This is a genomic window from Nitrospirillum pindoramense (genome assembly GCF_007827955.1).
In the GTDB taxonomy this organism is placed as follows: domain Bacteria; phylum Pseudomonadota; class Alphaproteobacteria; order Azospirillales; family Azospirillaceae; genus Nitrospirillum; species Nitrospirillum amazonense_B.
In genome coordinates this window covers 248,175-271,379 of sequence record NZ_VITR01000003.1, presented here as the reverse complement: position 1 = coordinate 271,379, position 23,205 = coordinate 248,175, and the positions used below count along the sequence as shown (strand labels likewise).

Genomic DNA, 23,205 nt, shown 5'->3' with positions numbered 1-23,205 from the left:
GTCTGGCTGCCGCATTTAATTCATCTGAAATACCAACCGGCGCGCGACTTCAACCGACTATAGGGCAAAGAAAAAGGGGTGGAAGCCAGGCCCCCACCCCCACTTTCCGGCTATTCCGGACGATACCGGAACGATGCCCGGTTTCAGCCGCGCTTCAGCGCGCCGCGCCCCGGGAACACCGCCGCCAGGTCCAGCGCCTCTTCGATACGAATCAGCTGGTTGTACTTGGCGATCCGGTCGGAACGCGACAGCGAGCCGGTCTTGATCTGGCCGCAGTTGGTGGCGACGGCCAGGTCGGCGATGGTGGCGTCCTCGGTCTCGCCCGAGCGGTGCGACATCACGGCGGTGTAGCCGGCGGCCTGGGCGATGCGCACGGCCTCCAGCGTCTCGGTCAGGCTGCCGATCTGGTTGACCTTCACCAGGATGGAGTTGGCGACCCCCTTCTTGATACCGTCGGTCAGGCGGGCCGGGTTGGTGACGAACAGGTCGTCGCCCACCAGCTGCACCTTGGACCCGATGGCGTCGGTCAGGGCCTTCCAGCCGGCCCAGTCGTCCTCGGCCATGCCGTCTTCGATGCTGACGATGGGGTAGCGGCCCACCAGGTCGGTCCAGTAGCGCACCATGGCGTCGGGATCGAGGGTCTTGTTCTCGCCGGCCAGCACGTACTTGCCGTCCTTGAAGAACTCGGTGGAGGCGGCGTCCAGCGCCAGCACCACGTCGTCACCCGGCGTGTAGCCGGCGGCCTCGACCGCCTTCATGATGAAGGACAGGGCTTCGTCGGTGGAGGCGAGGTTGGGGGCGAAGCCGCCCTCGTCACCCACGGCGGTGTTGTGGCCGGCGTCCTTCAGCTTCTTCTTCAGGGCGTGGAAGATCTCGGCGCCGATGCGGATGGCGTCGGCGCAGCTCTCGGCACCCACCGGCATCACCATGAATTCCTGGATGTCGATGGGGTTGTCGGCATGGGCGCCGCCGTTGATGATGTTCATCATCGGCACCGGCAGGATGCGGGCGTTGGTGCCGCCGACGTAGCGGTACAGCGGCAGGTCCCGCTCGGCCGCCGACGCCTTGGCCACGGCCAGCGACACGCCCAGGATGGCGTTGGCGCCCAGGCGGGCCTTGTTGGGGGTGCCGTCCAGCTCGATCATCGCGGTATCGATGGCCACCTGGTCGGTGGATTCCAGGCCGCCGATGGTGTCGAAGATCTCGCTGTTGATCGATTCGACCGCCTTCAGCACGCCCTTGCCCAGGTACTTGCTCTTGTCGCCATCGCGCAGCTCAACGGCCTCGTGCGCGCCGGTGGAGGCGCCGGAGGGCACGGCGGCGCGGCCGAAGGCGCCGGACTCCAGCCGAACGTCGACCTCAACGGTCGGGTTGCCCCGGCTGTCGAGAATCTGGCGGCCCTGAATATCGATGATCGCGGACATGGGTTCTTCCCTTTATGCGTCGTGACGGCGAATGCGTCGTGGCGGGACGGTGCCCGTCATAGCCTTTAGGGCCGGCCCCAGGCAAGACCAGCAGGCGCGGTATCGCCTATGACGTTTTGAAGGCGGCGGTTGTGGACTGACCCAGCGCCCGCCTGACTTGACCGGAGCAGTGCCTTTCTCACGGGAAGATTGGCCACTTTGTTCCCGTTATGGCAGAGTTGGCCCGACTGAGCCGTTGGGGAGCCCGCCTTGCCGCAAGCGCCACGCCGCGTCACGCCTCTACTGGTCACCGCCCTGCTTCCCCTCCTCAGCGCTTGCGCCCTGCACCGGGACACCGATGACACCATCGGCCTCAGTTCCACGACATTCTTCGGCCACCTGACCAACCAGGCGGACATCCGTGAACCCTCACTAGCGGAGGCGACCACCGTCGAACTAAAGGTGCGGGCCAACGAGGACGGCCGCGTCACCGCCGTGACTGCACCGCCCCAGGCCCACGCCTATGGGGTTGATTGGCCGCAGAAGGCCGATGACCCAGCGGTAAAGACGGCCGTGGATGCGGCCCGGCGCTGGCGCCTCCGCCCCCTTCTCTATCGGGGTCACCCCGTGCCAACGCAGGCCACGGTAGCGGTGCGGGTGCTGCCGGCCGAACGCTGGGCCCAGCCCGACGCCCCCTTCCCCGAGGTGGATTGGTCCAAGCTGAGGATCAGCCTGAGCCGCGATGTGCCCTTTGGCGGCCAGTATACGGTCACCGTGGTAGGAGATGGCCATGTCGTCTTCGACAGTCCCGCCCAGCCCGACATGGCCACCTTCACCAACCGCGCCCTATTGCCGCGCGGCCTGTTCCTGCCTGGCCGACATGAGGACAGCATCGATCCGGCCTTGGTGCGCGCCCTGGTAGCCAAATTCCAGGCGGCACGCTTCTTCGGCGTGGCACCGGAGTACAAGGCGCGAAGTCGTGAATCTCCGTTCGTTACCCTCACCCTGGATACCAGCAACGGCAGCCGCCGGGTCGTAGATTATATTGGCCGCGACGTGGGCTTGCCGCAGTCGGTGAAGGATCTGGAAGACGAGGTGGACCGCATCGCCGGCACAGCGCGCTGGACGAGGGGCACGCCGGGCGTCATTGGCTGGCTGGCCGCGACCGGCTTCGATTTCAAATCCGACATGGCCGCTGTCCTCGCCGTCAGTGACTATGGCTGGAATGCCCAGGCCACTGTGCTGGAGTTCATGAACCGCGGCCTGGATTTGGAGAAGACCTCGACCGCTGATCGGCCCCGGATAGGGCCGGTCGGCATCATGCTGATGCGCCAAGCCCTGTCCAAAGGGCAGACCACCGTCTTTGCCCGCCTGATGGCGGGCGGCTGGTTGGCGCGGCTGCAGCCGGGGGACGCGGACCGCATGTTCGCCTTGGCAGGAGCCAACTGCGATGCCGGCTTCGCGCGGGCGGCCGTGGCGGCGGGCTTGGCGGTGGACGGCCCCGCCGCCGGATTGGAGAACGGCCCCAATGGCACGGCGCTCATCACCCTTGCCACCCGCTATTCCTGCGCGTCGGAGCAGGCCCGGCTGGACACCACCGCCCAGTTGCTGAAACTGGGCGCCGATCCCAACCGGCGGGATGAAGACGGCCGCACCATCCTGTTCCATGTCCACACTCTGGACCTCCTGGAACTGCTGCTGTCCCACGGCGCCGACGCGACGCTGCGGGACCCGGCCGGCAACAGCGCGGCCCTGTACAGCCAGGAAGACGCCATAACCCTGCGGCTGCTGGAGGCAGGCGCCAGCCCGGAAGGGCGCGACGAGGACGGTCACACCCTGCCCGAACGGGCGGCGCTCTACACCATGCCGGCCACCGCGCGCTGGCTGGCGGCGCACGGACAAACGACGGCCCCAGGCGGTAAAAAATGAGATTGCTGCCAAAGGTCCTCGCCTTGCTGTTCCGCCGTGTCGGCGCCGCCGGGCTGTTGCTCCTGGCCTTGGCGGGCTTCCCAGCGCGGGCGGCGCCAGAGCCGCAGCCGTTTCCCGCCGAGGACGCCAGCAAGCTGCGGATAACCTTGACTCGCCTGGGATGCGGCATAGGGCGCTGCCCACAATACAGTGTGGCGATCGAGGGATCGGGCCGTATCATCTTCGACGGCGGCGGCGATCTGCCGGCAGGCCAGCGTTTCCCCACCGCCGTCTATCGCCGTCCGCCCTTCTTCTCCTCAGATGTGGTCGTGCCCGGCCGGCAGGAGGACCATGTGCCGCCAGAAGCGGTGGCGGCGCTGGCGCGCCGCTTCGAGGAGGCGCATTTCCTCGAGTTGGCCGACAGCGACCTCGCCATGGTCACCGATGCGCCGCACTTCAGCCTGATCCTGGAAACCGGCAGGGGTACCAAGCACGTCGAGGATTATGCCGGAAGCGGGATGGGAATGCCCGCCGTGGTCAAAGCGCTGGAAGATGAGGTCGACCGCGTCGCCAATACCGGCCGATGGGTTAACGGTGCGCCGGGGCTGGTTGATTGGCTGGCCGCCATCGGGTTCGACTTCACGTCCGTATCCGCCGCCGCCATCGCCCTGCACGGTCCCGATGTGCCGCCCACTGAAACACTCTTGGGCATGATCGACCGCGGCCTGCCGCTGGAGACGGTCACCAAGGGACGTGACGGCCAGTCCGACAGCTTGTTGGGCCTCGATTTGCTGCGCGATGCAATAAAGGAGGGGCGCGCCCCAGTTTTCCAACGGCTGGCCGCCGCCGGTTGGCTGCCACGTTTGCGCCCCGGTGAGGCCAATCACCTATTCGCGCGCTGGGGCGCCGCGTGTGACCCAGCGTTGGCTGAAGCCGCAGTGGCGGCAGGGATCCCCGTCGATGCCGTCACTGTGGCAGAGCCAAGCCCGCAGAAAGGCGGTGGACAGACGGCGCTGGCCTCCCTCCAAAGCTTCCGATGGAAACCTCGTGACGCCCGCTTGGCCACCGCCAAACGGCTCCTTACCTTGGGGGCCGACCCCAACCATCGTGACAGGCGGGGCCGCACCCCACTGTTCGAGGCAGACGATTTGGACATGGTGGAGACACTGCTGGCCAACGGTGCCGATGTCACGATCCGGGACGAGAACGGCCTGGGGCCCGCCTTCGCAACTTGGAACGACACTATCGTTGTACGCCTGCTGCAGGCGGGCGCCAGCCCGCAGGGGCGCGACGAGGAGGGGCATACGCTGGCCCAGCGCGCCAAAATCTATGACATGCCCGCCACCGCCCGCTGGCTGGCGGCGCATTCCTCCAAATGAAACACCGGCGGCAGGTCGCCCCGCCGCCGGTGTCTATCCTTCAAACGCGATGGCCGAAGCCGCCGATCAGAAGATCGGGTTGGCCTTGGCGATGCGGTCGATGGCGACCATGGTCTCCAGCAGGGCCGGCAGGTCCTTCAGCTTGACCATGTTGGGGCCGTCGCTGGGGGCGCAGTCGGGGTTCTCATGGGTTTCCATGAAGACGGCGGCCACCCCCACGGCCAGGGCGGCGCGGGCCAGGACCGGCACGAACTCACGCTGGCCGCCGCTGGTGGTGCCCTGCCCGCCCGGCTGCTGCACGGAATGGGTGGCGTCCATCACCACCGGATAGCCCGTCTGCGCCATGATGGGCAGGCTGCGCATGTCGCTGACCAGGGTGTTGTAGCCAAAGCTGGCGCCGCGCTCGCACAGCAGGATGTTCTCATTGCCGGTGGAGGCGATCTTGGCCGCCACGTTCTTCATGTCCCACGGCGCCAGGAACTGGCCCTTCTTCACGTTGATGACCTTGCCGGTCTCCCCGGCGGCCAGCAGCAGGTCGGTCTGGCGGCAGAGGAAGGCCGGGATCTGCAGCACGTCCACCACCTCGGCGACCGGGGCGCACTGCTCCGCCGTGTGGACGTCGGTCAGGACGGGGCAGCCGAACTTCTCCCGCACCTCGGCCAGGATGGGCAGGCTCTTTTCCATGCCCAGGCCGCGCGCGGTGCTGACCGACGTGCGGTTGGCCTTGTCGAAGCTGGTCTTGTAGACGAGGCCGATGCCCAGCTTGGCGGTGATCTCCACCAGGGCGTGGCTCATCTCCAGCGCGTGCTCGCGGCTTTCCAGCTGGCAGGGGCCGGCGATCAGCATGAAGGGCTTGTCGTTGGCCACGTCCAGGTCGCGGATGCGGACGGTGCGGATATCGCTCATCTAAAGATGCTCCCAAAAGCCAAAGGGCCGCCGCTGACGATGCGGCGGCCCCTGGGGACTGATACGGGCGTTGCTGCTTAAACCAGCCGGCTCTGCGCGATGGCGGCGCTGATGAAGCTGGTGAACAGCGGATGCGGCTGGAACGGCTTGGACTTCAGTTCCGGATGGAACTGCACACCGATGAACCAGGGGTGCGACGGGATCTCGACGATCTCCGGCAGCTCGCCATCGGGCGACAGGCCGGAGAACTTCAGGCCCACCTTCTCCAACTGGTCCTTGTAGGTGATGTTCACCTCATACCGATGGCGATGACGCTCCTCGATATGGTTGGCGCCATAGACCTCCGCAACCTTGGAGCCCGGCAGCAGCTGGCAGGGATAGGCGCCCAGCCGCATGGTGCCGCCCAGGTCGCCCTCGGCGCCGCGCTTCTCCATCTCGTTGCCGCGCACCCACTCGGTCATCAGGCCGACCACGGGATGCTTGTACTTATGGCCGAATTCGGAGGAACCGGCGTCCTCCAGGCCCGCCAGGTGGCGGCTGGCCTCGATCACCGCCATCTGCATGCCGAAGCAGATGCCGAAATAGGGCACGTTGCGCTCCCGCGCGAACTGGGCCGCGCGGATCTTGCCTTCGGAGCCACGCTCGCCGAAGCCGCCGGGAACCAGGATGCCGTGCACCCCTTCCAGCCGCTGCACGGCGCCGCCGCCCTCGAAGATTTCGCTATCGATCCAATCCAGCTTGACCTTGACGTTGTTGGCGATGCCGCCATGCGTCAGGGCCTCGGCCAGCGACTTGTAGCTGTCCAGCAGGCTGGTGTACTTGCCGACCACGGCGATGGTGACCTCGCCCTCCGGCTGGCGGACGCGGGCGGCGATCTCCTTCCAGCGGGTCAGGTCCGGCGCCTCATCAGCCGGCAGTCCGAAGTAGCGCAGCACCTGCTCGTCGAAGCCCTGCTCATGATAGCTGACCGGCACGTGGTAGATGGTGTCCACGTCCAGGGCGGCGATCACCCGCTCCTGCCGGATGTTGCAGAACAGGGCGATCTTGCGGCGCTCGTTCTCCGGGATCGGACGGTCGGAGCGGCACAGCAGGATGGACGGCTGGATGCCGACCGACAGCAGCTCCTTCACCGAATGCTGGGTGGGCTTGGTCTTCAGCTCACCCGCCGACGGGATGTAGGGCAGCAGGGTCAGGTGGATGAACAGCGCCCGCTCTGGCCCCAGATCGTTGCCCAGCTGGCGGATCGCCTCCAGGAACGGGGTGCTTTCGATGTCGCCGACGGTGCCGCCGATCTCGCACAGGATGAAGTCCTCATCCTTCACGTCGCCCAGGATGAATTCCTTGATGGCGTCGGTGACGTGCGGAATCACCTGCACGGTGGCGCCCAGGTAGTCGCCGCGGCGCTCCTTGGCGATGACGTTGGAGTAGATGCGGCCGGTGGTGATGTTGTCCGACTGCCGGGCCGAGACGCCGGTGAAGCGCTCGTAATGGCCCAGGTCCAGGTCGGTCTCCGCACCGTCGTCGGTCACGAACACCTCACCATGCTGGTAGGGGCTCATGGTGCCGGGGTCGACGTTCAGATAGGGGTCGAGCTTGCGCAGGCGGACCTTGTAGCCACGGGCCTGGAGCAAAGCACCCAGAGCGGCCGACGCCAGTCCCTTACCCAAGGAAGAGACCACGCCGCCGGTGATGAAAATGAAGCGCGTCATGGAAGCCTAGTTTAGCTAAAGGCCGCATGTCGGGCCAACGCGAATGCGCCGGCCCCCCGAATTGAAAGAGGCGGCTTTCGCCGCCTCCTTTAGTGTGTCGCCCGCCTTTTACTGGCCGGTCGGAACTTTGGGCTCGCCCGAGGAGGGAGCCGGGGTGGTGGTCGCCGGGGCCGGCTGCTGCGCCGCTGGCGCGGCGGGCTGATCGCCGGTGGGCACGGCGCCGGGCGCGGGCGTGGCCGGTGCCGGAGCCGTGACGGGAGCCGCCGGCAGCTTGTCGAACACCGAACCCTGGTGCGTGGCGGCGCGGTTCAGCAGGGCCAGCACCAGGCTGGTCACCAGGAAGGCGCCGAACAGGATGGAGGTGGTGCGGGTCAGCAGGTTGGCGCTGCCCCGGGCCGTCATGAAGCCGCCCATGGTGCCGCCGCCCATCCCTAGCCCGCCGCCTTCGGAACGCTGGACCAGGACGACGCCGACCAGCGCGATGCCGATCAGAATGTGCAAAACCAGGACGACGGTGGACATCGAAGCAGCAATCCTATCCAGCAGGCCAAAACAGAGGGTGTTGGCAAAACATAAAATAGCCGCCCGCCCCCATGCGGGGGCGGCCGACGTTCAAGCGCATCTCTTTACCCAGTCCGAACCCGGGGCGCTAGCGGCAAGTTTCCGCAATGGCCCAGAATTCGTCCGCCTTCAAGCTGGCGCCGCCCACCAGGGCCCCGTCCACATCGTTGATGTGGAGCAGGCTGGCCGCGTTGTCCGGCTTGACGGAACCGCCATATAAGATGCGCACGGCGTCCGGCTGATCAACCAGCGTTGCGAGACGGCGCCTGATCATGGAATGCATGGCTCCCACATCCGTGGGCGTCGGCGTGCGGCCGGTGCCGATGGCCCAGACGGGCTCATAGGCCACCACGGTGTTGGCCGCCGTGGCCCCGTCGGGCATAGACTCGTCCACCATGCGGGCGATGACGTCCAAGGCGCGGCCGGCATCGCGCTCCGCCTCCGTCTCGCCGACGCAGACGATGGCGATGAGGCCAGCGCGGTGGGCGGCCGCGGCCTTGGCCTTGACCTCCCCGCTCAATTCGCCGTGGCCCTGCCGGCGCTCGGAATGGCCGACGATGACGTAGCGGCAGCCGGCATCCGCCAGCATGGGGGCCCCGATGTCCCCGGTGTGGGCCCCCGAATCCTTGCCATGGCAATCCTGGCCGCCGACGCTGACCGGCGCGTCGGACACGGCTTGGACCACGGTGTGGATGAGGGTGGCGGGCGGACACAGCAGCATGTCGAAAGCGACGTCACCCGCCCCCAGCATGCGGCCGGCGAGGTCGGAGGCCAATGCCGCGCCCCCTTCCCTGAGCCCATGCATTTTCCAATTACCGACAATGAACTTGCGGCGCATTTTGTTATCTCCCCGAGTTTAACGCACTCAAAGGAACAAACGCGCGGGGGCCTTTATAGGGTGGCCCGCCTTGTCACGCCTGTCCCTGTCGTCATGCTGTAACAGTCATGCGCCGGCATTTCCATGATTCAGGCCGTGACAAGGCCGTGAGTCGGCACGTCCGCCCCATGCGCGTCACCCGCCCAACCATCTATTGCCGGCCATGGTGCCTGCTTCTATGATGCCGCGCCCTGACGGGAGGGTGGGTATGGGCCTTGGCCCCTTTCCCCATCCGCAAGCCAATTCGCAAGACGCAGCAGGCACATGCTTCAGTTCATCCGCAAATTCTCGGGCTCGTGGTTCTCCAAGATCCTGTTCGTGTTCCTGATCATCAGCTTCGGGATCTGGGGCGTGGGCCGGGTGGGCACCACCGTCAGTGACCAAGCTGTGGCCCGGGTCGGCGACACGGAGATCACCCCGCAAGACGTGGACCGCGCTTTCCGCCAGCAGGTGAACCGGCTGCGCCAGACCATGGGGCCCGAGTTCACCGCCGAGCAGGCCAAGCAGATGGGCCTGATGCGCGCGGCGCTGCAGGATGAGATCCAGCGCGCCCTGATCAAGCAGGCCACCCACGATTTCGGCCTGCGCGTGTCGGAACAGGCGGCGGCGCAGAAGATCGCCGACATGCCGGTGTTCAAGGACAAGTCCGGCCAGTTCGATCCGATGCTGATGCGCGCCCTGCTGCGCCAGAACCAGCTGACCGAGGAAGAGATCGTCGGCGAGGTGCGCGAGGACATGGCCCGCACCGAGGTGACGGAGGCCCTGGCCGCCGGCGTGCGCGTGCCGCAGACGCTGGCCCGCGACCTGGTGCGCTATCGCGGCGAGCAGCGCGGGGCGGAAACCCTGTTCGTGGCCGACAAGGCCATGCCGGACCCGGGCACGCCCGACCAGGCGGCGCTGGAGGCTTTCCACAAGGCCCAGGCCGCGCGCTACACCGCCCCGGAATACCGCGCCCTGACCGTGGTCACGCTGTCGACCGACGCCATCGCCAAGACCGAGGAGGTCAGCGATGAGGACCTGAAGAAGGCCTACGACGCCCGCGCCAAGGACTTCGTGAAGCCGGAACGCCGTGACCTGGACCAGGTTCTGGTCGACACCAAGGAGCAGGCCGACAAAGTGGCGCAGGCCGCCGCGGGCGGCAAGTCGCTGGCCGACGCCGCCAAGGCCGCCGGCGTGACCATGCTGCCGCTGGCCGGTATCACCAAGGCCGACCTGCCGGCGGAGTTGCAGGAGATCGCCTTCTCCCTGCCCCAGGGCAAGGTGTCGGAACCGGTGAAGAGCGGGTTCGGCTGGCACGTCGTGGCCGTCACCAAGATCGTCCCCGGCAGCACCCAGACCCTGGACCAGGTGAAGGCCCAGTTGGTGGAGCAGGTGAAGGCCGAGCGCGCCACCGACCAGCTGTATGACCTGTCAAACAAGCTGGACGACGCCATTTCCGGCGGCGCGTCGCTGGAAGAGGCCGCCAAGAAGGTGGACGCGACGGTGACCAAGATCGCCGCCGTGGATCGCGATGGCAAGGATGCCGCCGGCAAGCCGGTGACCGGCCTGGCTGCCCCCATCGCCAAGGTGGTTCAGACCGCCTTCGGCCTGGCCTCCGGCGACACCAGCAGCACCACGGAAGGCGAGCGCAACAAGAGCTATTTCGCCGTGCGCGTCGACAGCGTGCAGGCCCCGGCCCTGAAGCCGCTGGACCAGGTGAAGGACCAGGTCGTCGCCGACTGGAAATCCAGCAAGCGTGACGAGGCCGCGAAGGCCAAGGCCAAGGAGATCGCCGACAAGCTGAAGGCCGGCGCTTCGCCCGAGCAGGTGGCCAAGGAGACGGGTGCCGTCTACACCCGCCAGGCGCCCGTCGGCCGCACCCCGCCCAAGGACAGCCCCCTGACGCCCGAGCTGGTGGACGCCCTGTTCACCCTGAAGCCGGGCGAGGTGACCACCGGCCCCGTCGCCGATGGCCAGATGGTCGTGCGCCTGGCGGCGCTGGTGCCCATGCCGGAACCGCTGCTGGCCGACCGCGCCACCGTCGCCGCCAAGCAGTTGCGGGACGGTGTGGCCGGCGACCTCTACGTCCAGTTCCTGGACGCGCTGCGCCAGCGCTACCGCATCACCGAGAACCGGACGCTGCTGCAGCGCCTGGAACACCAGGAGTAAGGCGTCGTGACCTCCTTCCCCGATGAGACGGCCTTCGGCACGGCATACGCGGCGGGCCAGGCGCAGGTCGTCTGGACGCGGCTGGTCAGCGACCTGGAGACACCCGTCGCCGCCATGCTGAAGCTGGCGCACGGGCGCCCATTCTCCTTCCTGCTGGAATCGGTCACCGGCGGCTCCGTCCGCGGCCGTTATTCCCTGATCGGGCTGAAGCCCGACCTGATCTGGAAGAGCAAGGGGACCCAGGCCTGGATCAACCAGCGGGCCGCTACCGACCCGGCGGCGTTCGAGCCGCTGTCGGCCCCGCCCCTGGACGCCCTGGCCGACGTGCTGGAAGAAAGCCGCATCGAGCTGCCGGCGCACCTGCCGCCCATGTCGGCCGGCCTGTTCGGCTATCTCGGCTATGACATGGTCCGGCTCATGGAGAAACTGCCGGAGAAGAACCGGGACGCGCTCGGGGTTGAGGATGCCGTCCTCATCCGCCCGACCATCATGGCCATCTTCGACAGCATCGAAAACGTGGTCACACTGGTGACCCCGGTGCGGCCGCAGGCGGGGGTGTCGGCGGAGGCCGCCTACATCGCCGCGAAAGAGCGCCTGGCCGAGGCCGTGGCCGACCTGGACCGGCCACTGCCGGTGGGCCACGACGCGGTGGGCGAGGTCGAGGCCCTGCCCGACCCGTCCTCCAACGTCAGCCGCGCCGACTATCACGCCATGGTGGAGAAGGCGAAGGAGTACATCCGCGCCGGCGACATCTTCCAGGTGGTGCCCAGCCAGCGCTTCTCCGTCCCCTTCGCCCTGCCGCCCTTCTCGCTCTATCGCGCGCTGCGGCGTATCAACCCCTCGCCCTTCCTGTTCTTCCTGGATTTCGGCGACTTGGCCGTGGTCGGCTCCAGCCCGGAAATCCTGGTGCGGCTGCGGGACGACACCGTCACCATCCGCCCCATCGCCGGCACCCGTCGCCGCGGCAAAACCCCGGCGGAGGACAAAGAGCTGGAGGCGGATCTGCTGTCCGATCCCAAGGAGCTGTCAGAGCACCTGATGCTGCTGGATCTGGGCCGCAATGACGTGGGCCGGGTGGCCGAGGTGGGCACGGTCACGGTGACCGAGCGCTTCACCATCGAGCATTATTCCCATGTGATGCACATCGTCTCCAACGTTGAGGGCAAGCTGGACAAGTCCCGCTTCAACGCCATCAACGCCCTGGTGGGCGGCTTCCCCGCCGGCACCGTCTCGGGCGCGCCCAAGGTGCGCGCCATGGAGATCATCGAGGAGCTAGAGGGAACGCGCCGCGGCATTTATGGCGGCTGCATCGGCTATTTCGCCGCCAACGGCACCATGGACACCTGCATCGCGCTGCGCACCGCCGTCATCAAGGACGGCGTCATGCATGTCCAGGCGGGCGGCGGCGTGGTGGCCGACAGCGATCCCGAAGCCGAGTACCAGGAGACCGTGAACAAGGCCAAGGCCCTGTTCAAGGCCGCCGAGGAAGCCGTGCGCTACGCCCAGGAAAAGCGGTCGACGCGGAACATCTGAGGCTCGCTTCAAAAGAAAAGCCGCCGGAGGAAGCCCCTGCCGGCGGCTTTTCCTTTGTGGTCCATCGCATCGCTTCGGGAAGAGCGAGAAACCTGTTCCAATCCAAATCGCATGAACGCGCTCAAGCCGGTCCGACGAAGTCGAAGCCCGCGTCCTCAACAGCGCGTTTCACCTGATCGCCATCGGCGGGGCCGGTGATGGCCACCACGCCGGCCTCAAGGTCCACGGCCACCTCGGTCGTGGGACTGACGGCCTGGATGGCCTTGGTCACCGAGCGGGCGCAGCCCTGGCAGGTCATGCCGTCGATCCGATATGAGGCGTTCATATCCCTCTCCAAACGGTTTGATCGCGGCACCAGGAACCCTTAACGGGGGCGGTGCCGCGATCAATGGAACCCATTCGGCGGGAAAAGCCAACCCGGTCCTTACCCCCGCTCAACGTCCAGGCGGTGGCGCGGGGGTCAGTTCGCCCGGGCAGCCAGGGCGCCGCCGACGGTCCTTTCAGCCGTTCGTGGACGAATAGGGCATGACGTAAAGATTGCCCCCCGCCAGGTCATACAGCACCGCGTTTTTCATGAAGAACTCCACGCCCGTATTGACGTAGCCCTGGAGATCATTCTTGGAAGGCTTGGGCGCAACCGGCGTGGTGGCGCCTTGATCATTGATGAGGTCCCAAGGCTGGCCACCAACGGTCGACGCCCCCAGGGCGATATTCGAGACGGTGTCGGAGGTGACCTCAAGGTTGGACCCGGGATGCACGGTGGTCGTCGCGCCCGTGTCGAAACACACGCCGATGGGGGTGAAGCTGTTCTGCTGCGGCTTGCTTTGGGGAACGTCAGCGGTCAGAACCGCATCTTGAATCAAGCATTCCGCATAGCTGTTCACGTCCAAAGACTTATTGTTTCCAGTTACGGCAACCTCCACGGATTGCCCCCCGGCCATGGAGAACTGCCCACAGTTGCTCAAGAAGGATAGAAGCGACGCCGTTTCACCAACACAGACATACCCTGTGGGGTCATTGTCGACCTCAGACGCCGGCGGCAGCAGGACCATGAACGACTGCTGCGCTCCGTTGGCGATAACCTGCGACAACACACCGATCATGTAAGGCGGACTGGCTGGTATCGGCGACGTGCTGGAGGCGTCTTTGATCGTCAGCGGCACCACCCCCAAGGCGGCGCCGAAGTCACCATAGAACCCTTCATAGATGGGGAAACCCTTGGCCCCCTCTTTGCCACCCTTTGTGTTGGTAATGGAGGTCACGAGGGCGACGTTGGCATGCACCACGAGGTCGCCAGCCGGTCCCAACCCCTGGAGCGTGACAACCGTGGACGCGACGGTGGCCTTATACTGAATACCGCTGTAGTAGCCCTGGGTAACGCAGGCGATTGGGTTAACAATTCTGTCAGACGCCCAGAGCTTCGATCCACCCTCGGGGTTAAAAGCAATGTAGGCGCCAGGCCCGCCGGTATCGAATTCATAGAGCCCACTAATAGTAACGGCCTCTATTGCATTATCATCATCATTATGATGATGCGAATTTTTGTAAACTTTGACAGATAAACTCGCGCTTATTCCGACCTTGTAAGAAGATTCGTTTTTTACGACCTTAACAGGTATAGAGTAGATTGACTTTGAATTGTTCGATTGTATTTTTTGACAGATATCTTTCCAGCAATTCGACATAAAGAGCTCTCCATGTTTTTATAGATCGGAAAATAGCATGGGCAGCAGGTGCGGCAGGTATTTGACCTGACCAACGGGCACAAGCTCCCCCAAATGGGGTAAGCACATGCCGTGCCAAAATTATTATCTCTTATTTCAACGTAATTACGCGCCCACGGCGCATCCAGCCGCCGTTCGGGACACGTCGGACATGTCGGACACCCTGCCTCAGCTTCCCCCAGGAGTGGGCGGGACCGCCGCCGTCAACGGCACCAGGGTGAAACCCTTGGCGGCCAGGGTGGGCAGCCAATGCTCCAGGGCGCTCAAGGTCACGTCGTGCGGATGGCCGATGGCGACGGCGGTGCCATGGCGGCGGGCCACCTCCTCCACCTTGGCCAACATGGCCTGCACCGCCTTGGGCGACTGGTCGTCGTCCAGGAACACGTCGCGGCTGACCAGGGGCAGGTGGTAGCGCGCGGCCAGTTCCGGCCCCTTGGTGTCCGGCGTGGTGCGGCTGTCCAGGAACATCAGGCCGCGCCGTGACAGTTCGGCCAGCACGACGGCCAGCTTGCCCTCGTTGGCGGTGAAGCGGCTGCCCATGTGGTTGTTGATGCCGACATAGCCGTCGAAGGAGGCGAGGTCCGTTTCCAGCCGCCGCTGTATTTCCTCATCGCTGAGGTTCACGGTCAGGGCGCCCGGCCCCGGGTCGGCCTTGCCCATCGGCTCCATGGGCACATGGACGATCAACTCATGCCCCGCCGCCCTCGCGGCCCGCGTCTGCTCGGCCAGATCGTGGGCATAGGGCAGCCAGGCGGTGGTGACCGGCCCCGGCAACGCCACGGCGCGGGTGGAACGGGGCCGGTCCAGGCCCAGGTCGTCGATCACCAGCACGATGCGGGCATGCGCGGCCCCGGGCGCGGGCGCCGCCATCTGGGGCGCCGGCACGGCGTTGCGCCGCCAGGCGGCGCCAGGCTTCCCCGTTTCCGGCTTGCTCGGCTCAGCCTTGGGCGCCTCGGCCTTAGGTAACGTGGCTGGAGGCGGGGGCGTCAGCGCCTCCGCATGCTGCTCCGGCGGGGTCGCCGGCGGGATCGGCGGGGTGCCGGGCGGGCGGGGGCCGGTCTTGGCCGGTGCCGACGGGGCGGGCGCGGTCGCCACTGCGGGCTTGTGCGGATGGCGGTTGCCCAGCGCATAGGCGCCCAGCAGGACGACGATGGCCGTGAGGCCGACGATACCGGCCAACTGCGCCCGGGTCAGGCTGATCCGGGCACCCTTGCGCCGACGCGCGGGTGCTCGCTTGGGGCGGGAGCCAGGTCTTCCCAGCGGCGGCGGGGGAGTGACGCGGCGGGGCATCAGCGGGCCACCATGGTGGGAACGGACGTGGCGGGAACGGACGCGGTGGAAACGGTCATGCCTGTCCCTTGAAGAAGCACCGGCCGCGTTTCGCCGGCCGGCTCCCCACTAGTGCTACAGCGCCGGGACACTGGCAATCTCCTAGGCGGCTTATGCCGCTTATCGGATCCGCGCCCAATCCGGTTGCCCTGCCAACATCGGCCGGACTACTGTAAGCCGCCTTTGGCCATGTCCAATTCCCCGAACGGGTCCCAGATCATGCTGCTGCTCATCGATAATTACGATAGCTTCACGTACAACCTCGTGCATTACATCGGCGAGCTGGGCGCCGACGTGGCCGTCTGGCGCAACAACGCGCTGAGTGTGGACGACGCGCTGGCCCTGAAGCCAGAGGCCATCGTCCTCTCCCCCGGCCCCTGCGATCCCGACAAGGCCGGCATCTGCCTGCCCCTGATCGCCGCCGCCGCCGACAAGCGCATCCCCCTGTTCGGCGTCTGCCTGGGCCACCAGGCCATCGGCCAGGCCTTCGGCGGCCGCGTCATCCGCGCCCCGGTGCCCATGCACGGCAAGGTCAGCCAGGTCACGCATGAGGGCGGCGGCGTCATGAAGGGCCTGCCCTCGCCCTTCGCCGCCACGCGCTACCACTCCCTGATCGTGGAGCGGGAGACCCTGCCGGCGGAGCTGGAGTCGGTCGCCTGGATCGCTGGTGGGCCCCAGGGGGATGTGGAAGACCAGATGATCATGGCCCTGCGCCACCGCACCCTGCCCATCCACGGGGTGCAATTCCATCCCGAGAGCATCGCCTCCGACCATGGCCACCAGATCCTGGCGAACTTTCTGGACTTCGCCGGCGTGGCGCGCAAGGCCGTGAAGAAGACCGGCCTGGCGGCATGAGCGGTGACATCGGCGACATGAAGGCGCTGCTCGGCCGGGTGGCCGAGGGCAAGCGCTTGTCGGAGGATCAGGCCCTGGCCGCCTTCGACATCATCATGTCCGGCAACGCAACCCCATCGCAGATGGGGGGCTTCCTCATGGCGCTGCGCGTGCGCGGCGAAACGGTGGATGAGATCACGGGCGCGGTGCGCGCCCTGCGCGGCCGCGCGGCGCGTGTCGACTGCCCCCCCGGCACCATCGACACCTGCGGCACCGGCGGCGACGCCAGCGGCACCTACAACATCTCCACCGCCGTGGCCTTCGTCCTGGCCGCCTGCGGCGTGCCGGTGGCCAAGCACGGCAACCGCGCCCTGTCCTCCAAGTCCGGCGCCGCCGATGTGCTGGGCCAACTGGGCGTGAACGTGGAGGCGGAGCTGGAGGCCGTGCGCGCCGCCTTGTGGCAGGACGGCATCACCTTCCTCATGGCCACCCGCCACCACGGCGCCATGCGCAATGTCGGCCCGACGCGGGTGGAACTGGGTACGCGCACCATCTTCAACCTGACCGGCCCCCTGTCCAACCCGGCGGGGGCGCGGCGCCAGTTGATGGGCGTGTTCGCCGAGCGCTGGGTGGAACCCCTGGCCCAGGTGCTGAACCGCCTGGGCACCGAGGCCGCCTGGGTGGTCAGCGGCGAGGACGGCCTGGACGAGATCACCACTACCGGCGCCACCCATGTGGCGGAATTGCGCCACGGCGCCATCCGCCGCTTCCAGGTGACGCCGGAGGATGCCGGCCTGCCGCGCGCCCGGCCGCAGGACATCAAGGGCGGCGACGCGGTGGAGAACGCCCGCGCGCTGCGCGCCCTGCTGGCGGGGGAACGGGGCGCCTACCGTGACATTGTTCTGATCAATGCCGCCGCCGCCTTGATCGTCGCAGACAAGGCCACCACTTTGCGTGACGGCGTGGCCCAGGCGGCCCAGGCCCTGGACGACGGCCGCGCCGCCGCCAAGCTGGCGGCCCTGGTCCACCATTGCCCCCTGCCGCCCCCGGTGCCGGAAGAAGCCGCCCCGGCGGCCGCGGCGAAGAATGAAGGAGCCCGCTGATGAGCGATGTCCTGGCCCGGATTTGCGCCGACAAGCGCGACCATATCGCCACGGCCAAGGCCGCCCGCCCCCTGGCGGAGGTGGAACGGGCGGCGCGCGACGCCGGCCCCACCCGCGGTTTCGCCCGCGCCCTGCAGGCCAAGGTGGATGCGGGGCTTTACGCCCTGATCGCCGAGATCAAGAAAGCCAGCCCGAGCAAGGGCCTGATCCGCGCGGATTTCGATCCGCCGGCCCTGGCCAGGGCGTATCAGGAGGGCGGCGCCGCCTGCCTGTCGGTGCTGACCGACGTGCCCTATTTCCAGGGGGCGGATGAGTATCTGGTGGCGGCCCGCGCGGCCTGTGACCTGCCGGTGCTGCGCAAGGACTTCATGCTCGACACCTATCAGGTGGCCGAGGCCCGCGCCCTGGGCGCCGACTGCATCCTGCTGATCATGGCGGCGCTGGACGACGCCCAGGCTGCGGAACTGTACGACGCCGCCACCGGCTGGGGCATGGATGTGCTGGTCGAAGTGCACGACGCCGACGAGATGCGCCGGGCGCTGGCCCTGCCCGGCGGCCTGCTGGGCGTCAACAACCGCAATCTGAAGACCCTGTCCATCGACCTCGCCACCACGGAGATGCTGGCCGGCATGGTGCCGCCCGGCCGCCATCTGGTGGCGGAAAGCGGCCTGTACAGCCCGCAGGACCTGCTGCGCATGGAGATCGTGGGCGCCCGCCGCTTCCTGGTGGGCGAGTCGCTCATGCGCCAGGCCGACGTGGCGGCCGCCACCCGCGCCCTGCTGGGCCTGGACCAGAAGGTCGCCTGACATGGCGAAGACTGACATGGCGGAGACCAGCGGCTTCACCCATTTCGACGCCGCCGGGCAGGCGGTGATGGTCGACGTCTCCGACAAGGCGGAGACGGAGCGCTTGGCCACCGCCCGCGGCCGCGTGGTCATGAAGGCGGAAACGCTGGCCCTGATCCAGGCGGGACAGATGGGCAAGGGCGACGTGCTGGGCGTGGCGCGGCTGGCCGGCATCATGGCGGCCAAGCGCACGCCCGACCTGATTCCCCTCTGCCACCCGCTGGCCCTGACCAAGGTGACGGTGGACCTGACCTGCCTGCCCGACCAGAACGCGGTGGAGATCGAGGCCACGGCCAAGCTGAAGGGCCGCACCGGCGTGGAGATGGAGGCGTTGACAGCCGTCAGCGTCGCGGCCTTGACCCTTTATGACATGTGCAAGGCGGTGGATAAGGGCATGGTCATCGCCGATATCCGCCTGATCGCCAAGGACGGCGGCAAGAGCGGCCCCTACCGCGCGGACACCCCCTGACCCCGCCCCCAGCTTTGCCAAGGCCCGCCCATGATCCCCGTTGATGAAGCGCTGGCGCGCATCCTGTCGCACTTCCAGCCCGTGGCCGGGGAATTGGTGGGGGTGGGCGAGGCGGAGGACCGCGTCCTGGCCGCCGATGTCGCGGCCCGCGTGACCCAGCCGCCGACCGCCGTTTCCGCCATGGACGGCTGGGCCGTGCGGGGATCGGACCTGACCACGCTGCCCATCACCCTGGCCCGTATCGGCGAGGCGCCGGCCGGTCGGCCCTACACCGGCACCGTCGCCCCCGGCCAAGCCCTGCGCCTGTTCACCGGCAGCGTCATCCCGGATGGCGCCGACACCGTGGTGCTGCAGGAGGATTGCGACGATCTGGGCGACGGCGTGCGGGTGCGCGAGGGCACGCCCGGCCGCTGGGTGCGCGCCGCAGGCCTGGACTTCACCGCCGGCACCGTGGGCCTGACGGCCGGCCGTCGCCTGACCGTGCGCGACGTGGCCCTGGCCGCCGCCATGAACCACCCCTTCCTGACGGTGCGCCGCCGCCCCCGCGTCGCCATCCTCGCCACCGGCGACGAGGTGGTGATGCCGGGCGAGCCGCTGGGCCCGGGCCAGATCGTCAGCAGTAACGGCCTGGCCCTGGCGGCCCTGGTGCGACGCCAAGGGGGCATCCCCGTCAACCTGGGCATCGCACCCGACGACGCCGACACCCTTGGCATCCTGGCGCGCGGGGCCGCGGGCTGCGACCTGCTGGTCACCACCGGCGGCGCCTCCGTCGGGGAACACGACCTGATCCGCACCGTGTTGGGCGCCCAGGGCCTGGAACTGGACTTCTGGAAGATCGCCATGCGGCCGGGCAAACCGCTGATGTTCGGGCGCCTGGGCGCCACGCCCCTGCTGGGGCTGCCGGGCAACCCCGTCTCCAGCCTGGTGTGCGCCGCCCTGTTCCTGGTTCCGGCGCTGCGGCGCCTGCAGGGCCTGGACCCGGCGGAGCCGCCCCGGGCGCGCGCGGTTCTGGGTGCCCCCCTGCCCGCCAACGACCGCCGCCAGGATTACCTGCGCGCCACGCTGCGGCCCAGCGATGGCTCCTTGCCCATCGCGACCACCTTCGGCCAGCAGGACAGTTCCATGCTGAGTCGCCTGGCGGCAGCGGATTGCCTGATCGTCCGGCCGCCCCATGCCACCGCCGCCGAGGCCGGTGAGCCCGTGGACATCGTGCCGCTGGACGGGATTTGAGCCGCTATCCCCGGAACCCGCCCTAAATCTGTCATCGTCTGGTGGTTTTTGATCGCTAACGCTTGACGCCGGCCGTGAACCAAAATAGAACATGGCAAGTACGTTTCGGGTTTGTTCCATATATAGCGGTTCGACACAGCAAAGGGGGCGATATGCTGACGCGTAAGCAACAGGAGCTTCTGCTGTACATTCACCAGCACCTGGGTGAAGGCGGCGTCTCCCCCTCATTCGATGAGATGAAGGACGCCTTGGGCCTCAAGTCCAAGTCCGGCATCCACCGCCTGATCACCGGGCTGGAGGAGCGCGGCTTCATCCGCCGGCTGCCGCACCGCGCCCGCGCGCTGGAGGTGCTGCGCCTGCCGGAGACGACGCCGGCGCCCAAGAAGGCCGCTCCTGCCGAGGTGGAACCCCGGTTCAAACCCAATGTCATCAAGGCCGACTTCCAGGCCGGGCTGCCGGGCAAGGACCCGGGCGACGCCGTCGGCTCCGTGAGCCTGCCGCTGTATGGCCGCATCGCCGCCGGCCTGCCCATCGAGGCGCTGCGCGACAGCGGCAGCAGCATCGACATCCCCGTCTCCATGCTGGGCATCGGGGAGCATTACGCCCTGGAGGTGGCCGGCGACAGTATGGTCGAGGCCGGCATCCATGACGGCGACACGGTCATCATCCAGCGCTGCGAGACGGCGGAGAACGGCGCCATCGTCGTCGCCCTGGTGGATGCCGCCGAGGTGACGCTGAAGCGCCTGCGCCGCAAGAACAACTCCATCGCCCTGGAACCGGCCAACCCATCTTACGAGACGCGGGTGTTCGGTGCCGACCGGGTGCGGGTGCAGGGTCGCCTGGTCGGGCTGTTCCGCCGGTATTGATCATTCCCTGCCAACCTAGGCCGGGACTTGCGGCAGCCGGAGCGTTTCGGGGAGCGTAAGCGGACTGGAACGCGAGGATAGCCAAACCGCCGGATGGCGGCGCCCGGCGCCTGAGGGGAAGAAACAAAGGGAAGAACGGCCCTGGTGACATCAGTCCCAGGGCCGTTTGCTTTGCGGATCATGCACCGTCTCGATGCGGATGCCGCCCCGCTCGAAATACAGGGCGTGGGCGCCGCGCGCGGCCAGCACGTCGGGGCCGATGACCTGAGGGGCGTCACAGCCGGCGGCCGGCACGCGGGAGATCACCAAATCGGCGTTGTCGCAATCCTCCGCCAAGGCATCGCGCGTCCAGGCGATGGCGACCAGGCGCCCGTCCGGTGCCGCCGGGGCGCGCCGGTCCTGTCGATAGAGGTCGGGGTGGTAGAGGCAGCCCAGGCTGTCGCAACGCAGGCTTCCATCATCCGTGCCCACAGTGGGCCAGGCGGGCGGCCGCCCCTCCCCACCATCGCGCTTGCCCCAGGTTTCCACCTCGAAACCGCCGCCGCGCGACGACGACAGCCACAGCTTGCCGCCCCCATCGCGCACCGCCACCATGGTGCCGCCGCCCGACACCACCATGTCCGGCCGGGGCGTCAGCGGCGCCAACACGCAGCCCAGGGCGACGGGCGCCAGGCCGATCAGGCGCCAGCGGCGGCGCCACAGCATCAGCCACAGCCCCCCCACCACCATGAGGCCGAAGGCCATGTCGGACAGGGCGGCGCCGTGCAGGGCCGCCCCTGGCAAGGCGGCGGTGACACGGGCCGTCCAAAGGATGCCCTGGCAGCCCCAGCCGATCATGTCGATGATCCATCCCTCCAGGTGGAACGGCATGGCGACATAGGCCACCAGGCACAGCGGCATGATCCACAGCTCGGTGATGGGGATGCCGATGAGGTTGGCCAGCACGCCGTAATTGGCCACCTGCTGGAAGTGGTAGAGGCAGAACGGCATGGTGGCGATGGTGGAGATGATGGAGGTCAGGCACAGGCCCCCCACGAACAGCAGGACACGCCGCGGCCAGCCGCCCTCCTTGCGCCACCGGCTCAGCGGCGCTCGCAGCACCTCATAGGCGCTGATGAGCGCCAGCACGGCGCCGAAGCTCATCTGGAAGCTGGGACCGGGCAACTGCTCCGGCTGATACAGCAGGCACAGGATGCCGGCCACGGCAATGGCCCGAGGGCTCAATACCGAGCGGTCGGCCAGGATGGCCACCATGGCCAGCGCCGTCATGAGGACGGAGCGCAAGGTCGGCACCTGCGCGCCCACCAGCATCATGTAAGCCAGGGTCGCCAGGATGGCGAAGGCGGCCGCCCATTTCTTGATGGAGTACCGCAGCGCCACCCCCTCCCAGAGCGCCAGCGCGGCACGGGCGGCGAAATAGAAGATGGCCGCCACCAGGCTGATGTGCAGGCCGGAGATGGACAGGATGTGCTGTAGCCCGGAAACGCGCATGGCCTGCAGGTCATCGGGCGGAATGCCCGTCTGCTCACCATTGAGCAGGGCGATGGCGATCATGGCCGGCGCGCCCGTCAGCCGCTCGGCCACGCGGGCGGCGATCAGTTCGCGCAACGCCACCACCCGGTCATTCACCCAGCCGAGCAGGCCCACCGGTGCCGGCGCCACCACCTCCGGCGTCTTGAAGGCGAACCCCACGGCGCCGATGCCCTGGTAGAAGGCGGAACGGCGGAAATCATAGGCGCCGGGCTCGGGGCTGTCGGGTGGCGGGCGCAGGGCGGCCAGGATACGGACGCGCGTGCCTGCCGGCGGGGCCACGTCGGTCGGCCGCAAGCGGATGCGTACGGCCGGGGGCGTCGCTTCCGCCGCCAGGCGGGGAATGTGGGGGTCGGCCAGGGTGACCCGTACGCCCTTGTCCAGGCGCTCGACATTGGCGACGCGCCCCTCCACGGGAACGGGCCCCAAGGGGCGTTGGAGAATGGGGGTCTTCAGCCAGGTGGTGCGCGCCTGCACCGCCGTGAATCCCACCCCAAGGGCCAGCAAGGCGCCCAACGTCAGGCGGAGTGGCAGCCGGTTGCCCGCCAGCAGGTACAGGCCCAGGACGCCCAGGGTGAACAGCAGGCCGCTCCACGGCGGCGGTTCCCCCGGCAGCGCGAAATAGAGGGCGATGCCGGCCCCGAGGAAGACCGGCACCCAAAGCACCCAGCGTTCGCGCTCTTCCACCAAATTGACATACGCAGATGCGACAATGCTGACTAACGCGGCGAGCACACGATGTGTGACGTGCATCACATCTGAAGGGGGTGGCTCAGTTCCAAATTCGCTCCGCCCAGTAGCTAAATAGGACGGGACGCCCGCGTTCCAATCCTGTTCCACGCTGCCGGGCG

The 23,205-nt window shown here is 67.7% G+C and carries 19 protein-coding genes; 10 read left to right on the top strand and 9 right to left on the bottom strand.

Annotated features, from left to right (window positions below; all coding sequences use genetic code 11):
- Positions 1-143: 143 nt before the first annotated feature.
- Entirely contained in the window at positions 144-1,424 is a 1,281-nt protein-coding gene (gene eno, locus FBZ90_RS06210) for a phosphopyruvate hydratase (RefSeq protein ID WP_145730152.1), read from the bottom strand.
- Positions 1,425-1,673: 249 nt separating this feature from the next.
- Between eno and FBZ90_RS06205 the strand changes: the two genes are divergently transcribed.
- Together FBZ90_RS06205 and FBZ90_RS06200 are read left to right on the top strand one after the other, a co-directional pair.
- Positions 1,674-3,332, top strand: coding sequence for a DUF6438 domain-containing protein (locus FBZ90_RS06205; RefSeq protein ID WP_145730151.1), 1,659 nt, complete (start codon positions 1,674-1,676; stop codon positions 3,330-3,332).
- Between the two features lie 23 nt (positions 3,333-3,355).
- A complete protein-coding gene (locus FBZ90_RS06200) occupies positions 3,356-4,690 on the top strand; it encodes a DUF6438 domain-containing protein (RefSeq protein WP_145730150.1) in 1,335 nt (444 codons plus the stop codon).
- 66 nt (positions 4,691-4,756) lie between these two features.
- Here FBZ90_RS06200 and kdsA read toward each other — a convergent pair whose 3' ends face one another.
- The 4 genes from kdsA to tpiA form a co-directional block, all read right to left on the bottom strand.
- Positions 4,757-5,596, bottom strand: coding sequence for a 3-deoxy-8-phosphooctulonate synthase (kdsA, locus tag FBZ90_RS06195; protein WP_145730149.1), 840 nt, complete (start codon positions 5,594-5,596; stop codon positions 4,757-4,759).
- Between the two features lie 77 nt (positions 5,597-5,673).
- A complete protein-coding gene (locus FBZ90_RS06190) occupies positions 5,674-7,305 on the bottom strand; it encodes a CTP synthase (RefSeq protein ID WP_145730148.1) in 1,632 nt (543 codons plus the stop codon).
- A gap of 108 nt (positions 7,306-7,413) precedes the next feature.
- Positions 7,414-7,827, bottom strand: a complete 414-nt coding sequence (secG, locus tag FBZ90_RS06185; protein ID WP_145730147.1) for a preprotein translocase subunit SecG — start codon at positions 7,825-7,827, stop codon at positions 7,414-7,416.
- Positions 7,828-7,954: 127 nt separating this feature from the next.
- On the bottom strand, positions 7,955-8,704 hold the full coding sequence (gene tpiA, locus FBZ90_RS06180; RefSeq protein WP_145730146.1) for a triose-phosphate isomerase: 750 nt from the start codon (positions 8,702-8,704) through the stop codon (positions 7,955-7,957).
- Between the two features lie 303 nt (positions 8,705-9,007).
- Between tpiA and FBZ90_RS06175 the strand changes: the two genes are divergently transcribed.
- Both FBZ90_RS06175 and trpE read left to right on the top strand, forming a co-directional pair.
- The gene (locus FBZ90_RS06175) at positions 9,008-10,891 is read left to right on the top strand and encodes a peptidylprolyl isomerase (protein WP_145730145.1); all 1,884 of its coding nucleotides are present in this window, start codon (positions 9,008-9,010) and stop codon (positions 10,889-10,891) included.
- A gap of 6 nt (positions 10,892-10,897) precedes the next feature.
- On the top strand, positions 10,898-12,424 hold the full coding sequence (gene trpE, locus FBZ90_RS06170; RefSeq protein WP_145730144.1) for an anthranilate synthase component I: 1,527 nt from the start codon (positions 10,898-10,900) through the stop codon (positions 12,422-12,424).
- 121 nt (positions 12,425-12,545) lie between these two features.
- Here the strand turns inward: trpE and FBZ90_RS06165 are convergent, their stop codons facing one another.
- The 3 genes from FBZ90_RS06165 to FBZ90_RS06155 all read right to left on the bottom strand — a co-directional run bounded on the left by FBZ90_RS06165 (position 12,546) and on the right by FBZ90_RS06155 (position 15,438).
- Positions 12,546-12,749, bottom strand: a complete 204-nt coding sequence (locus FBZ90_RS06165; RefSeq protein WP_145730143.1) for a heavy-metal-associated domain-containing protein — start codon at positions 12,747-12,749, stop codon at positions 12,546-12,548.
- A 175-nt stretch (positions 12,750-12,924) separates the two neighbouring features.
- A complete protein-coding gene (locus FBZ90_RS06160) occupies positions 12,925-14,109 on the bottom strand; it encodes a hypothetical protein (RefSeq protein ID WP_145730142.1) in 1,185 nt (394 codons plus the stop codon).
- A gap of 207 nt (positions 14,110-14,316) precedes the next feature.
- The gene (locus FBZ90_RS06155; protein WP_145730141.1) at positions 14,317-15,438 is read right to left on the bottom strand and encodes a divergent polysaccharide deacetylase family protein; all 1,122 of its coding nucleotides are present in this window, start codon (positions 15,436-15,438) and stop codon (positions 14,317-14,319) included.
- Positions 15,439-15,696: 258 nt separating this feature from the next.
- On the opposite strand from FBZ90_RS06155, the gene FBZ90_RS06150 reads away from it, so the two are divergent.
- From FBZ90_RS06150 to lexA, 6 genes are all read left to right on the top strand, one after another.
- Positions 15,697-16,332, top strand: coding sequence for an anthranilate synthase component II (locus tag FBZ90_RS06150; RefSeq protein WP_145730140.1), 636 nt, complete (start codon positions 15,697-15,699; stop codon positions 16,330-16,332).
- Entirely contained in the window at positions 16,329-17,414 is a 1,086-nt protein-coding gene (gene trpD, locus FBZ90_RS06145) for an anthranilate phosphoribosyltransferase (RefSeq protein ID WP_186455636.1), read from the top strand. The genes FBZ90_RS06150 and trpD overlap by 4 nt, the downstream gene beginning before the upstream one ends.
- Positions 17,414-18,220 (top strand): indole-3-glycerol phosphate synthase TrpC, encoded by an 807-nt coding sequence (gene trpC, locus FBZ90_RS06140; protein WP_145730139.1) that lies wholly within the window; start codon positions 17,414-17,416, stop codon positions 18,218-18,220. Before trpD ends, trpC begins: the two co-directional genes overlap by 1 nt.
- A 1-nt stretch (position 18,221) precedes the next feature.
- Positions 18,222-18,728 carry a cyclic pyranopterin monophosphate synthase MoaC gene (moaC, locus tag FBZ90_RS06135; protein WP_246130178.1) on the top strand — a complete coding sequence of 169 codons (507 nt, stop codon included), beginning with the start codon at positions 18,222-18,224 and terminating at the stop codon, positions 18,726-18,728.
- Positions 18,729-18,758: 30 nt separating this feature from the next.
- Complete coding sequence (locus FBZ90_RS06130; RefSeq protein WP_145730138.1) at positions 18,759-19,958, top strand: molybdopterin molybdotransferase MoeA; 1,200 nt, start codon at positions 18,759-18,761, stop codon at positions 19,956-19,958.
- Between the two features lie 152 nt (positions 19,959-20,110).
- Entirely contained in the window at positions 20,111-20,824 is a 714-nt protein-coding gene (lexA, locus tag FBZ90_RS06125; protein WP_145730137.1) for a transcriptional repressor LexA, read from the top strand.
- A gap of 150 nt (positions 20,825-20,974) precedes the next feature.
- Here the strand turns inward: lexA and FBZ90_RS06120 are convergent, their stop codons facing one another.
- Positions 20,975-23,011 (bottom strand): ComEC/Rec2 family competence protein, encoded by a 2,037-nt coding sequence (locus FBZ90_RS06120; protein ID WP_186455635.1) that lies wholly within the window; start codon positions 23,009-23,011, stop codon positions 20,975-20,977.
- Positions 23,012-23,205: the final 194 nt, after the last annotated feature.

What these genes read in the sequence shown, in the direction of transcription:
- eno (WP_145730152.1), bottom strand. Translation starts at nt 1,424, where the DNA reads ATGTCCGCGATCATCGATATTCAGGGCCGCCAGATTCTCGACAGCCGG.
- kdsA (WP_145730149.1), bottom strand. Translation starts at nt 5,596, where the DNA reads ATGAGCGATATCCGCACCGTCCGCATCCGCGACCTGGACGTGGCCAAC.
- FBZ90_RS06190 (WP_145730148.1), bottom strand. Translation starts at nt 7,305, where the DNA reads ATGACGCGCTTCATTTTCATCACCGGCGGCGTGGTCTCTTCCTTGGGT.
- secG (WP_145730147.1), bottom strand. Translation starts at nt 7,827, where the DNA reads ATGTCCACCGTCGTCCTGGTTTTGCACATTCTGATCGGCATCGCGCTG.
- tpiA (WP_145730146.1), bottom strand. Translation starts at nt 8,704, where the DNA reads ATGCGCCGCAAGTTCATTGTCGGTAATTGGAAAATGCATGGGCTCAGG.
- FBZ90_RS06175 (WP_145730145.1), top strand. Translation starts at nt 9,008, where the DNA reads ATGCTTCAGTTCATCCGCAAATTCTCGGGCTCGTGGTTCTCCAAGATC.
- FBZ90_RS06165 (WP_145730143.1), bottom strand. Translation starts at nt 12,749, where the DNA reads ATGAACGCCTCATATCGGATCGACGGCATGACCTGCCAGGGCTGCGCC.
- FBZ90_RS06160 (WP_145730142.1), bottom strand. Translation starts at nt 14,109, where the DNA reads ATGTCGAATTGCTGGAAAGATATCTGTCAAAAAATACAATCGAACAAT.
- FBZ90_RS06155 (WP_145730141.1), bottom strand. Translation starts at nt 15,438, where the DNA reads ATGCCCCGCCGCGTCACTCCCCCGCCGCCGCTGGGAAGACCTGGCTCC.
- FBZ90_RS06150 (WP_145730140.1), top strand. Translation starts at nt 15,697, where the DNA reads ATGCTGCTGCTCATCGATAATTACGATAGCTTCACGTACAACCTCGTG.
- trpD (WP_186455636.1), top strand. Translation starts at nt 16,329, where the DNA reads ATGAGCGGTGACATCGGCGACATGAAGGCGCTGCTCGGCCGGGTGGCC.
- trpC (WP_145730139.1), top strand. Translation starts at nt 17,414, where the DNA reads ATGAGCGATGTCCTGGCCCGGATTTGCGCCGACAAGCGCGACCATATC.
- moaC (WP_246130178.1), top strand. Translation starts at nt 18,222, where the DNA reads ATGGCGAAGACTGACATGGCGGAGACCAGCGGCTTCACCCATTTCGAC.
- FBZ90_RS06130 (WP_145730138.1), top strand. Translation starts at nt 18,759, where the DNA reads ATGATCCCCGTTGATGAAGCGCTGGCGCGCATCCTGTCGCACTTCCAG.
- lexA (WP_145730137.1), top strand. Translation starts at nt 20,111, where the DNA reads ATGCTGACGCGTAAGCAACAGGAGCTTCTGCTGTACATTCACCAGCAC.